Source organism: Halochromatium sp., assembly GCF_054919635.1.
Window position 1 is genome coordinate 1 of the sequence record NZ_JBUDPI010000058.1, and the last position, 14380, is coordinate 14380.

The 14380-nt window shown below is 62.9% G+C and carries 11 protein-coding genes and 1 pseudogene; 6 read left to right on the forward strand and 6 right to left on the reverse strand.

Annotation, left to right across the window (positions count from 1 at the left end):
- On the reverse strand, nucleotides 1–1169 hold a 1169-nt coding region (locus ACY693_RS05630), incomplete at its 3' end, for a glycogen/starch/alpha-glucan phosphorylase (RefSeq protein ID WP_462320851.1).
- Between the two features lie 24 nt (nucleotides 1170–1193).
- The gene (locus ACY693_RS05635; RefSeq protein WP_462320852.1) at nucleotides 1194–3578 is read right to left on the reverse strand and encodes a phosphoketolase family protein; all 2385 of its coding nucleotides are present in this window, start codon (nucleotides 3576–3578) and stop codon (nucleotides 1194–1196) included.
- Nucleotides 3579–3921: 343 nt separating this feature from the next.
- Between ACY693_RS05635 and ppk2 the strand changes: the two genes are divergently transcribed.
- Nucleotides 3922–4812, forward strand: a complete 891-nt coding sequence (gene ppk2, locus ACY693_RS05640) for a polyphosphate kinase 2 (protein WP_462320861.1) — start codon at nucleotides 3922–3924, stop codon at nucleotides 4810–4812.
- 94 nt (nucleotides 4813–4906) lie between these two features.
- On the opposite strand, the gene gluQRS is transcribed toward ppk2, so the two are convergent.
- Both gluQRS and dksA read right to left on the reverse strand, forming a co-directional pair.
- Nucleotides 4907–5827 (reverse strand): tRNA glutamyl-Q(34) synthetase GluQRS, encoded by a 921-nt coding sequence (gene gluQRS / locus ACY693_RS05645; RefSeq protein ID WP_462320853.1) that lies wholly within the window; start codon nucleotides 5825–5827, stop codon nucleotides 4907–4909.
- A gap of 21 nt (nucleotides 5828–5848) precedes the next feature.
- Complete coding sequence (gene dksA / locus ACY693_RS05650) at nucleotides 5849–6283, reverse strand: RNA polymerase-binding protein DksA (RefSeq protein ID WP_462320854.1); 435 nt, start codon at nucleotides 6281–6283, stop codon at nucleotides 5849–5851.
- A gap of 227 nt (nucleotides 6284–6510) precedes the next feature.
- Here dksA and ACY693_RS05655 point away from each other — a divergent pair, with 227 nt between their 5' ends.
- On the forward strand, nucleotides 6511–7299 hold the full coding sequence (locus ACY693_RS05655; RefSeq protein ID WP_462320855.1) for an HAD family hydrolase: 789 nt from the start codon (nucleotides 6511–6513) through the stop codon (nucleotides 7297–7299).
- 193 nt (nucleotides 7300–7492) lie between these two features.
- Here the strand turns inward: ACY693_RS05655 and ACY693_RS05660 are convergent, their stop codons facing one another.
- Together ACY693_RS05660 and ACY693_RS05665 are read right to left on the reverse strand one after the other, a co-directional pair.
- The gene (locus tag ACY693_RS05660) at nucleotides 7493–8506 is read right to left on the reverse strand and encodes an HAD family hydrolase (RefSeq protein WP_462320856.1); all 1014 of its coding nucleotides are present in this window, start codon (nucleotides 8504–8506) and stop codon (nucleotides 7493–7495) included.
- Between the two features lie 66 nt (nucleotides 8507–8572).
- Nucleotides 8573–10147, reverse strand: a complete 1575-nt coding sequence (locus ACY693_RS05665; RefSeq protein ID WP_462320857.1) for a glycosyltransferase — start codon at nucleotides 10145–10147, stop codon at nucleotides 8573–8575.
- A 324-nt stretch (nucleotides 10148–10471) separates the two neighbouring features.
- On the opposite strand from ACY693_RS05665, the gene ACY693_RS05670 reads away from it, so the two are divergent.
- The 4 genes and pseudogenes from ACY693_RS05670 to ACY693_RS05685 form a co-directional block, all read left to right on the forward strand.
- On the forward strand, nucleotides 10472–11740 hold the full coding sequence (locus tag ACY693_RS05670) for a glycosyltransferase (protein ID WP_462320858.1): 1269 nt from the start codon (nucleotides 10472–10474) through the stop codon (nucleotides 11738–11740).
- A gap of 3 nt (nucleotides 11741–11743) precedes the next feature.
- Entirely contained in the window at nucleotides 11744–13492 is a 1749-nt protein-coding gene (locus ACY693_RS05675; RefSeq protein ID WP_462320859.1) for a sugar phosphorylase, read from the forward strand.
- A gap of 91 nt (nucleotides 13493–13583) precedes the next feature.
- Nucleotides 13584–13838, forward strand: coding sequence for a BPTI/Kunitz domain-containing protein (locus ACY693_RS05680; RefSeq protein WP_462320860.1), 255 nt, complete (start codon nucleotides 13584–13586; stop codon nucleotides 13836–13838).
- Between the two features lie 277 nt (nucleotides 13839–14115).
- A pseudogene (locus ACY693_RS05685) lies at nucleotides 14116–14380 on the forward strand (hypothetical protein); the annotation flags it as partial.

The window sequence follows — 14380 nt, forward strand, 5'->3', positions numbered from 1 at the left end:
CGCGGGAGCAGGCGCTCGAACAGCTCGACCGACCAGGTCTCGAGCGCCTCCGGTAGCAGCGTGTGATTGGTGAAATGGCAACTGTTGCGGGTGATGGTCCAGGCCTGCTCCCAGGGCATCAGGTGATCGTCCATCAGCAGGCGCATCAGTTCGGCGACCGCGAGCGAGGGATGGGTGTCGTTGAGCTGGATCGCGAACTTCTGATGGAAACGCTCGAGGGTGCCAGCGTTGCGCCGCTCGAGCCGAATCATGTCCTGCAGCGAGCAGGAGACGAAGAAGAACTGCTGCTTGAGCCGCAGCTCCTTGCCGGCGACGGGTTCATCGTTCGGATACAACACCTTGGAGATGGTCTCGGCATCGATCTTCGCGTGCACGGCGCCGTAGTAGTCGCCCACGTTGAAGGCGCCAAAATTGAACGACTCCGGGGCTTCCGATCGCCAGAGCCGGAGCAGATTCACGTTGGCGACACCATAGCCCATGATCGGGGTGTCATAGGCGACGCCGTTGATGACTAGATCGGGTCGCCAGCGTTGGCGGACCTCGCCATGCTCATCGGTGTATTGCTCACTACGACCCCCAAAGCCGACCGGAAATGCCAGCTTTGGGCGCATGATCTCCCAGGGGTTGCCGTTGCGCAGCCAGGTGTCGCCCTTTTCGATCTGCCAGCCATCGACGATGACCTGGTCGAAGATGCCGAACTCATAGCGGATGCCGTAGCCGATGGCCGGTATCTGGGTGGTCGCCAGTGAGTCCATGTAGCAGGCCGCCAATCGCCCGAGCCCGCCGTTACCGAGCCCGGGCTCCTCTTCGGTCTCGATGATGCGCTCGAGATCGAGCCCAAGCTCTTCCCCGGCCTCGCGTGCAACCTCGGTGATGCCGAGGTTGATCATGTTGTTGGCCAGATGCGGGCCGAGCAAGAACTCCGCCGACAAGTAGCAGACCGTGCGCGCATTCTGATCCTTGTAGATGCGCGCCGAGCTGATCCAACGCTCGAGCATGCGATCGCGAACCGTGTAGGCGGCGGCCTGATACAGGTTATTGTCGGTGGCTACCTCCAGGGATCGGCCTTGGATGTAGAACAGGTTGTCGAGGAAGGCGCGCTTGAGCGCGTCCCTGGATAAGCCGGTGCGGGTGCGCTCATCGTCCAGCCGGTCGTCAGGCGTGCTCATGCGGGGCTCCTCCTCTGGTGATATTCAGAATGGCCAGACCCAATCGTCGACCTCGGGCAGATCGGTGCCGTACTCATGGGCATAATTTCGGCATTCGATCTGCTTATCCTTGAGCCGCTCCATGACATGGGCGCCGGCGACCTGTAAGCGCGGCACGCGCTTGATCACATCCATGGCCAGCGTGAAGCGATCGATCTCGTTCTCGATCGCCAACTCCAATGGCGTGTTGATGTTGCCCCGCTCCTGGTAGCCACGCACAGGCAGGTTCTTGTGATTGGTGCGCCGATAGGCGAGCCGATGGATCAGCCAGGGATAGCCGTGGAAGTTGAAGATTACCGGCCGATCCTTGGTGAAAAGACTGTCGAAATCGGCATCGGTGAGTCCGTGCGGATGCTCATTCGGGGTAGTGATCCGGAATAGATCGACGACGTTGATGAAGCGGATCTTCACCTCGTCGAAGTGCTCGCGCAGCAGCGCTGTGGCGGCCAGTGCCTCCTTGGTCGGGATGTCGCCGCAACCGACCAGTACCGCATCGGGCTCCTCGCCCTGGTCGTTACTGGCCCAGTCCCAGATCCCCAGGCCCTTGGTGCAGTGTTTGATGGCCGCGTCCATGTCCAGATACTGCAGGTGATTCTGCTTGTCGGCGACGATCACATTGATGTCATCGCGACTCTGCAGGCAGTGGTTCACCGTCGAGAGCAGGGTGTTGACATCTGGCGGCAGGTAGATGCGCGTGACCTCCGGGTTCTTGTTCACCACCACGTCAAGGAAGCCGGGGTCCTGATGGGTGAAGCCGTTGTGGTCCTGGCGCCAGACGGTGGAGGTGATTAGCAGGTTGAGCGAGGAGATGCGCGCGCGCCAGGGGATGTCCTCGCAGATTGCGAGCCACTTGGCATGCTGGTTGTACATGCTGTCGATCACATGGACGAAGGCCTCATAGGTGGCAAAGAAGCCATGCCGTCCGGTGAGCAGATAGCCCTCGTACCAACCCTCCAGTGTGTGCTCCGAGAGCATCTCGAGCACGCGGCCGTCCGGCGAGAGCTCACCGCCATCGGCATCCTCGTCCTTGTAGTCGCAGAGCCAGAGCTTCTTTGATGCCTCATAGATCGCATCGAGCTTGTTTGAGCTGTTCTCATCTGGGCCGAAGACGCGGAAGTTGTCCGGGTTCTTCGCCATCACATCGCGCAGCAGCGCGCCGACCGGCTTGGTGTTCATTTGCCGAGTGCTGGCCGGCTTGTCGACTGGGATCCCGTAGTCCCGGAAGTCTGGTCGGCGTAATGCCTGGCGCAGCAAGCCGCCATTGGCGTGCGGATTCGCGCTCATGCGCAGGATGCCTGTGGGGGCGAGGGCCTTGAGCTCTGGAATCAGCCGTCCACTGTCGTCGAAGAGCTCCTGGGGCCGGTAGCTCTTCATCCAGTCCTCGAGCTGGCGCAGATGGGCCTCGTTGCCGTGTATGCCCGAGAGCGGGACCTGATGCGAGCGCCAGAAGCCCTCGACCTTGTGGCCATCGACCTCCTCGGGTCCGGTCCAGCCCTTGGGGGTGCGCAGTACGATCATCGGCCAATGCCCGCGCGTCGCGTTGCCTGAGCTGCGCGCCTCGTCTTGCAACGCCTTGATCTCGGCATAGCAGGCGTCCAGGGTCTCAGCCATCTGCCGGTGCATCGTCATCGGGTCGTCGCCCTCGACGAAATGCGGCGTCCAGCCGTAGCCGCGCATCAGGTTGGCGAGCTCCTCGTTTGGGATGCGCGCGAGCAGGGTCGGATTGTTGATCTTGTAACCGTTGAGATGCAGGATCGGCAGCACCGCGCCGTCGCGGATCGGGTTGAGATATTTGGCCGAGTGCCAGGAGGTTGCCAGCGGGCCGGTCTCGGCCTCGCCGTCGCCGACTGCGACCGTCACGATAAGGTCCGGGTTGTCAAACGCAGCGCCAAAGGCGTGCGAGATCGAGTAGCCGAGCTCGCCGCCCTCATGAATGGAGCCGGGCGTCTCCGGGGTGCAATGGCTGCCGATGCCACCGGGGAACGAGAACTGTTTGAAGAAGGCCCGCATCCCGGCCTCGTCCTCGCTCTTGTTCGGATAGATCTCCGAGTAGGTGCCTTCGAGGTAGACCGGCGCCAGTACGCCGGGTGCGCCATGGCCAGGCCCGGCGAGGAAGATGGCTTCTTGCTCGTGGGCGTTGATCAACCGGTTCATGTGCACGTACATGAAGGCCAGGCCAGGGCTCGAGCCCCAGTGGCCGAGCAGGCGCTGCTTGAGGTGTTCGACACGCAACGGCTCGCGCAGCAAGGGGTTGTCGCGCAGGTAGATCATGCCGACGGCCAGATAACAGCAGGCGCGCCAATAGGCGTCGATCTTCTCGAGCTGGGCCTGATTGAGGGTCGCGGAAGCCACTGGGTTGGTGTCGGCCATGCTGATCTCCTGAGCTCGGGGTGTTGTTAAGCAGGTTAGAGTGTTTAGGTGAACATTTGGTGACGCCGATGGTTTGATGAGGCTCAGTGCCCTGTCTCAGTGCGACCAGCTTCAATGCGAACAGCTGGCGACAGGCAAATGCCGCTGAGGACAGCGCTCGACTGCTGTCTCGGGGTAACGCCTGCGCTCGTCTCTTGATCGACACTGCGTCGTCTTCTTGCTGTCATCAACCTCTGTCAACCTTTCCGGTTGAATGCTGTTGCCAACCCCAGTCCCTCTGGGAAGCAACCTTTTTTCTTGCCAGGAGCAAAGAGTGAACGATCACAGCGCAAACCTCGACGGTATGGACTGGCTGAAGGCCGAGCTCGAAGCGGAGCTTGACGAGGATTACGAGCTCGAGCTGTCCGAGCCTGCACTCTCGCTTGAGCTTAGACGTATCTACAAGAAGCGGCATCCGGCGACGCTGGATCGGGCAACCTACTTCAAGGCCCTGCTGACCTTGCAAGCCGAGCTGATCAAGCTCCAGGACTGGGTGGAGCATACTGGAGAGAAGATTGCCGTCATCTTCGAGGGGCGTGATGCTGCTGGCAAAGGGGGCGTGATCAAGCGCATCACGCAACGCTTGAATCCTCGCGTCTGCCGAGTGGTCGCGCTGACCAAACCCAGTGAGCGCGAGCGCACCCAATGGTATTTCCAGCGTTACGTCCCGCATCTGCCGTCCGGTGGTGAGATCGTGCTCTTCGACCGCTCCTGGTACAACCGCTCAGGGGTCGAGCGGGTGATGGGCTTTGCGACGCCGGAGCAGGTCGAGCAATTCTTCCAGGACGTGCCTGAGTTCGAGCGCATGCTAGTACGCTCCGGAATACGGCTGGTCAAGTACTGGTTCTCGATCACCGACGAAGAGCAGCAGCTGCGGTTTTTGATGCGCATCCATGATCCCCTCAAGCAGTGGAAGTTGAGCCCGATGGACCTCCAGTCGCGCGTGCGCTGGGAGGATTACACTAAGGCCAAGGAAGAGACTTTCGCCCGCACCAACATCCCTGAGTCGCCCTGGTTCATCGTCGAAGCCAACGACAAGAAGCGGGCGCGGCTGAACTGCATCCATCACCTACTGGATCAGATTCCGTACCAGGATGCCCCGCACGAGCCGATTACCTTGCCGGATCGGGTCTTCAATCCTGACTATGATCGCGCGGTGCTGCCCAATGAGCTCTATGTGCCGGCGCGCTATTGACCGCTGACCGATCGATGACAGGTTGACGGGCCGATTGGCATTTAGGCCGATTGACGCTGGGCCGATTGACATCAGCCTGGCGCTAATGCGCTGCTCACCTGGATTCGTCTGAGTTGATCGTCAGTGGGCCAACGGGAACGCGGGCAAGATCCCAGCGCGGGATGGCTTGTTGCCAGAATTCAGCGACATTGGCGCTCGCGTCCGCGAGCGGCGCCTGGCCGAGCAGTTGCCATACCCGCAGCAGGCTGGGCAGTGGGTCAGCGGGGTCGACTGGGGCCGCCGCTAGGCTTTTGGAGAGCTTGCGGCCATCGTCACCGAGCAGCAGCGGCAGATGCGCATACTCAGGCTGAGGAAGACCGAGGCAGCGCTGCAGGTAGATCTGCCGGGGCGTGGAGCCGAGCAGGTCAGCACCGCGCACCACGCGTGTGATGCCTTGCTCGGCATCGTCGACGACCACCGCGAGCTGATAGGCAAAGAAGCCATCGGCCCGGCGCATTACGACATCGCCGACCTCGGCTGCCAGGTTCTGGGTATTGGGTCCATGGATGATGTCGACGACGCTGAGATCACCGCAGTCGACGCGCAGGCGCAAGCTGCGCGCCGCGCGACCGGGCGGCAGGCCGGCACGACAGTTGCCGGCATAGATGGGACCTTCCGGACCCTGTCGTCCGTTGGCGGCGATCTCGCGGCGCGTGCAGGCGCAAGGATAGGTCAGTTGGTCTTGGCGAAGCCGCTCGAGCGCGGCCTCATACTGGCCGCTGCGCTGGCTTTGGTAGCTGACCGCTTCATCCCACCAGAGTCCAAAGGCCTCGAGTGTCTTCAGGATGGCAAGGTCGGCACCGGGGAGACAACGCTGCTGGTCGACATCTTCGATGCGCAGCAGCCAGGCCCCGCCCTGATGACGCGCGTCGGCAAAGCTGCCGACGGCGGCAATCAGTGACCCAAGGTGTAATGGACCGGTCGGAGACGGGGCGAAGCGGCCGCGGTAACGGAGAGGTACTGAGTCCGGTGCCAAGCCTCGGGTGCCGACGATCGACTAGCCGCGCTGCCGCTCGCGGATCTCGTCGAGTGTTTTGCAGTCGATGCAGAGGGTAGCCGTGGGTCGGGCCTCGAGCCGCCGCACGCCGATCTCGACGCCGCAGGCCTCGCAGTAGCCGTAGTCGTGCTCGTCGATGCGCCCAAGCGCTTCGTCGATCTTGCGGATCAGCTTCCGCTCGCGGTCACGGGTGCGCAGCTCGAGGCTGAACTCCGATTCCTGGGTCGCCCGATCGTTCGGGTCCGGGAAATTGGTGGCCTCATCCTGCATATGATGGACCGTGCGGTCGACCTCTTCCATCAGCTGCCGTTTCCACTCCAGCAGCAGCCCGCGGAAGTGCTCTTCCTGGTCCGCATTCATGTACTCCTCGTCCTGTGCGACGGTGTAGGGCTCAAAACCGAGCGCCCTTGCGCCTTTCTTCTCTGTCTCGGCCATGATGTGCTCCCGGAGACGATGCGATGTTGAAACCGGCCCTCTAAGGTGACGTAGGCGCGGTCCTGTTAAGCCTGCGCCGAGCGGCAGCCACCGACCGCCCGACATCGAAGCCGCTCCTTCTAGCAGATCGCTTCGGCCGCGACAAGCACTGAGCGCGCCAGCTCGACCTCTCGGCTGTGCTAATCTTGCGCGCCGATCACGCTTTACTCACCAAGAAGGAAACCCCGATGCAGACGGGTCTTCAAGCCCTGATCTTCGATGTTGATGGCACCCTGGCCGATACCGAGCGCGATGGTCATCGCCCGGCCTTCAATGCCGCCTTTGCTGAGGCTGGCCTCGACTGGCACTGGTCGGTTGAGCTCTATGGCGAGCTGCTCTCGGTGACTGGTGGCAAGGAACGGATGCGTCACTACCTGAGCCAGTACCGGCCCGACTTCGAGCTCGACAAGCAGGCCTTTTCGAGCCTCGATGGGCTGATCGCGCACCTGCACCGACGTAAGACCGAGCACTATCTCGAGCGGCTGGGCAAGGGCGGTATCCCGCTGCGCACCGGCGTGCTGCGGCTGCTGCGCGAGGCAAGAGACGCCGGTGTCAGGCTAGCGATCGCAACCACGACGACCCCAGCCAACGTCACGGCATTGCTCGAGTCTGGTCCAGAGCCCGGGTTGGTGGACTGGTTCGAGGTCATTGCGGCCGGCGACGTCGTGCGGGAGAAAAAGCCCGCTCCTGACATCTTCGAGCTCGCCCTCGCGCAGCTCAACCTGCCGGCCTCGGCCTGCGTTGCCGTCGAAGACTCCGAGAATGGTGTCCGCTCGGCGCTCGGTGCCGGCCTCGATGCGCTATTGGTCACCACCAGCTCGTACACCGAGCGCCAAGACTTTGGCGGTGCCACCCTGGTGGTGGACCAGCTCGGCGAGCCTGGTGATCCAGCCCGGGCCCTGATGGGCGATCTCGGCGGCGCTGAGTATGTCGACCTTGACGTGCTGCGCAGGCTGCGTGAGCAGGTGTTCGGTTAGCGCAATAGATAAAGACGATCGCAGAGACCATAGGCTGATCAGGCGATTTCCTGACGGGCCTGCTAGCCAACGGGCGCTCGTCCGCGCTCTGCGGCGCTGCATCAAAAAGGACGCCGAGCGCATCGGCACCGGTGCCAGAATCTGCTAAAGCAACCTCTCTGCGGCGCCGGCATGCGTTGGAATCGCTTAGCGTCTAGACAATCTGCTCAACCTGGTCTAGCTGAGTCATCACGCGGTCAGCGCTGACGCCAATCAGCTCAGGGTCGCCTTCTCGGAGTCGAAGCGAGCGCGCATCGCCAGCAAAGAGTGCCGTGTTGAGACCGAGCTGCTGCGCCGGCCAGATGTCGTTGCGTCGATCGTTGCCGATGTAGAGGACCTGCTCAGGTCGGATGCCGTGCTCGCGTGCGAGCCCGTCGAGGGCGACTTGGTAGATCGCGGTCGATGGCTTGGCCTCGCGCAGCTTGTAGGACCAGGTGCTGCAGCGAGGAGCGAGTCCGAGCGCGGCCGGTGCTCGGCCGAGGAAGGCCTCCAGGATCAGGGGCGTGTAGAACTGGGCGTTGGAGACGATGCCGAGCACCAGGTCGCGTTTGCGTAGGGTGCTGAGCACCTCGGCGAGACCGGGCATTGGCCAGGTCGGATTCACGCGGCACTCGTATTCCACTGCGATCCGTTCCAACTGTTGTGGGGTTGGCTGGTGTCCCTGCTCGGCAAGCAGGGTTGCCCAGATCGCTCGAATATCCACCTCTGGGTAAAGCCTGCCACTGGCCTGAGCACGCGCGTGATCGGCGCGGATGAGAGCGCTCAGGTGCTCGCGGATCGGTGCGCTCAGCTGTTGCTGGATGCCGGTTGGCGATTGCTGCGGTGTTTGGTCATCGCGATGGCTGCGACCATGCTCGCTGGTGGGGTGATCCTGTCCGTTCAACCGCTCCGGTGTGTGACAAACCTGCTGATCGGCCTGCGCGCACTCCTCGTTGATGCCTGCGTTGATGTCGGCGTTTGCGAGCAGCGTTTGGAGGTCGATCGACCCCGGCTGGTTGCCACTGAGCCCGATATCGCCGCTGGCGGAGATCAACAGGGTGCCGTAGACGTCGAAGAGCACCGCTTTGATCCCCTGGAGCGGCTTCAGCCATGGCTCCATGCCGGTCGGCTTGGGCTCGAGCGGGGTACTTAGGTCGCGGATACGGGCGATGAGGGTCTGGTCGCTCATGCGGCGCTGCCAACCGGGGTATGGGCGTGATGGGCGTTTGTCATGCTGGGGCTGGAGGTCTCTGGCTCAGGTTCGCAGCAGGTGGAGCCGTTCCGGGGCCTGGAAACGGCCGATGAGCGTTTGGCCATCGGCCTGGTCGCGCAAGGGGGTGGTGGGTGCATTGAGCAGAGTCTCGTAGATCGCCTCAAGCCGGCGTCGGTAGCCGTCGATCAGGTATTCGTGCTCGACCACCGTCTGGTTGCGCGCGATCAGCTCGGCATTGGCGGCGAGCGGCGGTGAGGTTGCGTCGAGGGCGGAGCCGGCGGCCGGGTCGGTGCGGACGTGGCGCAGCACCTGTGTTTGCGCGTCTTCGTCGAGGCGGCCGAAGTCGACGCGGCCTTCCTCATCCACCGCCGCGCGCCAGGCACGCTCGAGGTCATCAGTCTCGCGCTCGCGACCATAGGCGCCGGCGGCGGCCGCAAGGGCTTGGTCGAGGCGCTGGCGAAGCGCTGTCGCATCGATCCAGTCGAGCGGGACCGGCAGACGCTGATAGAGTCCACTGAGGTCGAGTCCATCAGCGCTGAAGTCGGCGGTGATCTCGGGGAGGTCACGGCCGGCGAGCGGGCGGCCGATGAGCCAGGGCTCGAGGAACGCGAGGCCAAAACCTTCGGCAACGCTGGTGGTCATCAGCGCGTGGCTAGAGGCGAGTAAGGCCGCGAAATCGGCTGTTCGAGCGCCAAGCTCAAGGTCGACAGGCAAGTCCAATTCCTGAGTGAGCCTTGCCCAGCGCTGATAGATCGGCTGTTCGATCGGGTTCTGCGGTGCCTGGGTCGTCGCGAAGCGGTCCTCAGGGCCGGCGAGTGCGGCCCAGAGCAGCAGCTCGCCGAGGTTCTTGCGACGGATGGCGCGGGTTGGATAGAGCCAGCGACGGTGGTTAGTATCCACTACAGGACCAGCATGCTGCGTTGGATGGCGTGATGCCCCCCTGCCTTGGTCGCGATGCTCGTTCTCTGCCCGATCCTTGTCGTGATGCTCACTCATGACGTCGCTACGGCGTCCGCTGAGGGGCGAGCTGGATGGCTCGGCGGCGAAGAAGACCGCGTTCGGCAGCCGATGTCGTTGTCCGTCCGGTATGCCCGCCGCGGCAAGGAAACGGTGATCGCGCGCATTGAGCGTGGCGTAGTGGATCTGCGGCGCCAGCGGATAGAGCTGGGCAGAGAGCCTTGCACCATCTTGGGCGCTAATGGTCTCAAGCATGCGCCGGTAGAGGGCAGGGCGGCCATCCTCGGCAAAATCATGCGGCTGTAGGAGCAGACGATGGCCAGCCTTGGCGAGTCCGCGGACGGCACCTGGCAGGGCGAGGTTCTTGCCTAAGCAGTGATTATGCACATGCCAGACATCCGGGGATGTGCCGAGTGCGCGCTTCGCCGCCTGCTCCATGGCTTGCTGTAATGCCCTCGGCGCTAAGGGTTGGCGGTGCTCCTCGTAGCCAAGCGCGGGTATCACCTCGATGCGAGCTCTGAGCGACTCCGGTTGCTGCGCAGGCTCACCGCTGAGCACGACGACCGAATGACCGGCCGCGGCAAGGACGCTGCAGGCGTGCTGGATCACTCGGGTGACGCCCCCGGTCTGGAGATGGAAATGGACGATCGCGATATGCATGCTGTGGGATCATAGCCTGTATCGCTTGTCGGTTTGATGATTCTGCTGTGACGCCTGCAACGCTGTGGTCTCATCGAAGACGAGTCCACCTGAAGGTGGCGTTGGGCACAGGTTATGCGAGCCCGAATGCACTGCGGCCCTGCAAGCTTGGCAGGTAGCGCCTGCAAGCTCTGCAAGCAGCGATCGAGTCCGATGGTGCTAACTGATCCTGATGAATGGGCCTAATGAGTGGATAGGCAGACCGAGTCTCGACCAGCAGTGCTCGGTCGCTTGCTGCTTGCCAATCGGTCTCGTTACGACTTCTAACGCAGCTCCGCAGTCCGCATGAAGCAACCGGAAAACATTGGCTTCGTCTCGACCCGCTTCGCCGGGACCGATGGCGTCTCACTGGAGGCGGCGAAATGGGCGGAGGTCCTCTGGCAGAGCGGGCATGTGAGCGCCTGGTATGGCGGCGTGCTCGATCGCGATCCAGCCATGAGCCTGTGCGTGCCAGAGGCCTTCTTCGACCATTCCGAGAACCAGTGGATCAATGCCCAGCTCTGGGGGCGGACCCGTCGGAGTCCCGAGGTCAGCCGCCGTATCCACGAGCTGGCGTTCTATCTGAAGTCGACGCTCTATGCGTTCCGCGCGCGCTTCGATCTTGATGTGCTGATCATCGAGAATGCACTGACCATTCCGATGCACATCCCGCTGGGGGTCGCGATCACCGAGTTCCTGCTCGAGACCGGGATGCCGGCGATCGCCCATCACCACGACTTCATGTGGGAGCGGCAGCGGTTCCAGATCTCCGCGGTCGATGACTATCTTGAGATGGCGTTTCCGCCGCGGGTGCCGCATCTGCAGCATGTGGTGATCAACCAGGCCGCGCGCGAGGAGATTGCCTGGCGCAAGGGCTTGCCCAGCATCCTGGTGCCGAACGTCTTCGACTTCGAGAATCCGCCTGGTCCGCCGGATGCCTATGCGGCCGATGTGCGGCAGGCCTTGGGGCTGCATGACCAGGAGCTGCTGGTGCTGCAGCCGACGCGGATCGTGCCGCGTAAGGGCATCGAGAACGCCATCCATCTGTTGCGGCGGCTCAAGCTGCCGCACGCGCATCTGGTGATCTCACATCACAGCGGCGATGAAGGCTACGAGTACGAGCGCCAGATCCAGCAGCTCGCACAGGATGAGGGTGTCTCGCTCAAGCTCTTCGGCGAGCGCATGGCCGACCGCCGTCAGCTCGATCAGACGGGGCAGAAGGTCTATGTGCTGAGCGACCTCTATCCGCACGCGGACCTGGTGACCTTCCCAAGCCTCTACGAGGGCTTCGGCAATGCCCTGCTGGAGGCCATCTACTTCCGGCTGCCCTTGGTGATCGGTCGCTACAGTGTCTATCAGCGCGATATCGAGCCGAAGGGCTTTCGCTTGCCGGTCATCGATGGGGTGATCGACAAATCCACGGTGGAGCAAACGCGCCAGATCCTGGCCGATCCTACCTATCGCGCCGAGCTGGTCGAGCACAACTATCGCGTGGCGAGCCGCTTCTACAGTTATCGCGTGCTGCGTGACAGCCTGAGCAGCATGATCAATAACGTGCGCAACATGACGGAGTAAGCCATGTTTGTGGTCGAGCGGCGCGTCTATGAGCGCATTCGCGAGCGTCTGGGGCGACTCTATGGGGCGGAGGCGCTACCGGGCCTGATGGACCGGCTGCAGCTGATCATCGACCGCTATGGTGTCGGCGCTGATTGTCCGCCGCAAGCCGCCGGCTGTGCACCTTGGGATCAGACCGACGCGGTGTTGATCAGTTATGCCGATATGGTCTGCGCGAGCCAAGAGGCACCGCTGGCGACGCTGCGAAGATTCCTCGAGCAGCAGGTCGGTGATGCGATCTCCGCCGTCCACCTGCTACCCCTGTTTCCCTACAGCTCCGACGATGGCTTTGCCGTGATCGACTACCGGCAGGTTGATCCAGCCCTTGGCGATTGGCCAGAGGTCAACGCCCTGGCCGAGGAGTACCGGTTGATGCTGGACCTGGTGATCAACCATGTCTCTAGCCAGAGCCGCTGGTTTCGCGCCTATACCAATGGCATGGCGCCGGAGCGTCATTACTTCATCGAGGTCGATCCCAAGACCGATCTCTCCGCCGTGGTGCGGCCGCGCACCTCGGCACTGCTGCGCTCGGTGCAGACGCCCTATGGCGAGCGGCAGGTCTGGGCGACCTTCGGTCATGATCAGATCGACGTCGATTTCAGCAATCCGGATGTGCTCTTCGAGTATCTGGACATCGTGCTGTTCTACGTCCATCACGGCGCCCAGATCATTCGCCTGGATGCGATTGCCTATCTCTGGAAGCAGCTCGGAACGCCCTGCATCCACTTGCCGCAGACCCATGAGGTGGTCAAGCTGCTGCGCGACCTGCTGGCGCTGGTGGCACCGACGGTGCTGTTGGTCACCGAGACCAACGTGCCGCATGCCGAGAACATCAGCTATTTCGGCAACGGTGACGAGGCGCACCTGGTCTACCAGTTCAGTCTGCCGCCGCTGTTGCTGCATGCGATGCATACCGGCAATGGTCGCTATCTGACCGAGTGGGCCGCAGCGCTGGCGCCGCCGCCGCCGGGCTGCACCTACTTCAATTTCACGGCCTCGCACGACGGGATCGGGGTGCGGCCGCTTGAGGGCTTGTTGCCGCAATCCCAGCTCGATGCGCTGGTCAGCGCGATGGAAGAGCGTGGCGGCCTGGTCTCGCGGCGGAGCAATCCCGATGGCTTCGCCACCCCGTATGAGCTCAATATCACCTTCTTCGATGCCGTTGCGGTGCCTGGTGATCAGGATGCCTCGATCCGACGTTTCCTCTGCGCTCAGACGATCGCGCTCAGTCTTCAGGGTGTGCCCGGCATCTACTTCAACAGCCTGCTCGGGGCTTCGAACAACCTCCGTGGAGCCGAGCGCAGTGGCCGAGCACGGACCATCAACCGGCAGAAATGGGCGTTGCCCGAGCTCGAGATGATGCTTGGCGAGGACTCCAGCCATCAGGCGCGGCGGCTCTTGCCTGAGTACCTGCGGCGGCTTAGGATTCGGGCTGCCCAGTCGGCCTTCCATCCAGATGGACGGCAGCGGGTGCTGGAGCTGCCAGCGGGGCTCTTCGGGGTGCACAGGTTAGCCCCCGACAAGCGTCAGTCACTCTGGATGATTGCCAATCTCACTGGTGCCCCCGTTCAGCTAGGCTTTGGGCGCCTTGTGCGGCGGCCGCGCGAGCTGCGTTGGACAGAATTGATTGGAGGATGGCATCAAAGTGGCGAACAACTGCCGAGCCGTTTCGAGCTCGAGCCGTACCAGGTCGCTTGGCTGGTTGCCCAATGATCAAGCCGTTGGCGCGGCCTTGCCGCCCGCGATCGCGGGCCCGTTGATCTGGACTGGTCGGGCATCGGTGATGACGCTGCTAAGCAGACCGATGGCGCTCTGCTGCTTACTGTTGTTGACAGCCTGTGCAGGTGTTGGCGGTTCAGAGGATACGGCAGATCTATTGCACGTGAGCTGCTTGCAGGAGCCGCAGCCGGGCCGTTGTAGTCGGCCCGGCCCAGCCTTCTATTACGACTATCGCAGCGACAGCTGTCGGCCATTCCGGCAGGGGGTTTGCGATGCGCGTTGGCCCTTCCAGTCACTCCGGGATTGTCTGAATGTCTGCGGGGGACGGCCAGCGCCTTAGGCGATTTCTGTCAAAGCTCATACCGCCTTGCTGGTCTTTTCGCTCGCCTTCTTTGTTGCGGCGCCGGCCGCATAGCCCGGCTATGCTCCCGGCGACGCTCCTCGAAGGCAAACGAAAATCCTGCGCAATTCGGTATGAGCTTTTCCGGCAATCGCCTTAACGCGTTGCCGCGCGAGCCAGCGGTGCCAGGCCGTTGCTGTGCTCGCAAAATCGGCGGGCGCTGATAAGCTTAGTCGTAGCAAACAGGCATTTGGCCCATTGACACGAGGGTCGGTCCATGGCGCGTCATACCGCTTTCGTCCCTGGCTTGTGGGCGGCTATCGACATCCTCCTCTGGGTTCTACTCGGGCTGCTGCCCCCAGCCGCTCTCTCAGCCGAGTCCTGGCAGTCTCGCCTGCAGGGTGGCGCTGAGGTGAGCGTCGATCCCAACACACGTCGCGCAGTCGGCACCATCAACGGTCAGCAACGGCCGCTCTGGGATGGGGTCCATCGGCTTGAAGACGGCTCGACCCTGATCGTGCGGGATGGTCTTGCGGTGCCGA

Excerpts from the sequence above, each read along its gene's own strand:
- ACY693_RS05635 (WP_462320852.1), bottom strand. The coding sequence starts at position 3,578 with ATGGCCGACACCAACCCAGTGGCTTCCGCGACCCTCAATCAGGCCCAG.
- ppk2 (WP_462320861.1), top strand. The coding sequence starts at position 3,922 with ATGGACTGGCTGAAGGCCGAGCTCGAAGCGGAGCTTGACGAGGATTAC.
- dksA (WP_462320854.1), bottom strand. The coding sequence starts at position 6,283 with ATGGCCGAGACAGAGAAGAAAGGCGCAAGGGCGCTCGGTTTTGAGCCC.
- ACY693_RS05655 (WP_462320855.1), top strand. The coding sequence starts at position 6,511 with ATGCAGACGGGTCTTCAAGCCCTGATCTTCGATGTTGATGGCACCCTG.
- ACY693_RS05660 (WP_462320856.1), bottom strand. The coding sequence starts at position 8,506 with ATGAGCGACCAGACCCTCATCGCCCGTATCCGCGACCTAAGTACCCCG.
- ACY693_RS05665 (WP_462320857.1), bottom strand. The coding sequence starts at position 10,147 with ATGCATATCGCGATCGTCCATTTCCATCTCCAGACCGGGGGCGTCACC.
- ACY693_RS05670 (WP_462320858.1), top strand. The coding sequence starts at position 10,472 with ATGAAGCAACCGGAAAACATTGGCTTCGTCTCGACCCGCTTCGCCGGG.
- ACY693_RS05675 (WP_462320859.1), top strand. The coding sequence starts at position 11,744 with ATGTTTGTGGTCGAGCGGCGCGTCTATGAGCGCATTCGCGAGCGTCTG.
- ACY693_RS05680 (WP_462320860.1), top strand. The coding sequence starts at position 13,584 with ATGGCGCTCTGCTGCTTACTGTTGTTGACAGCCTGTGCAGGTGTTGGC.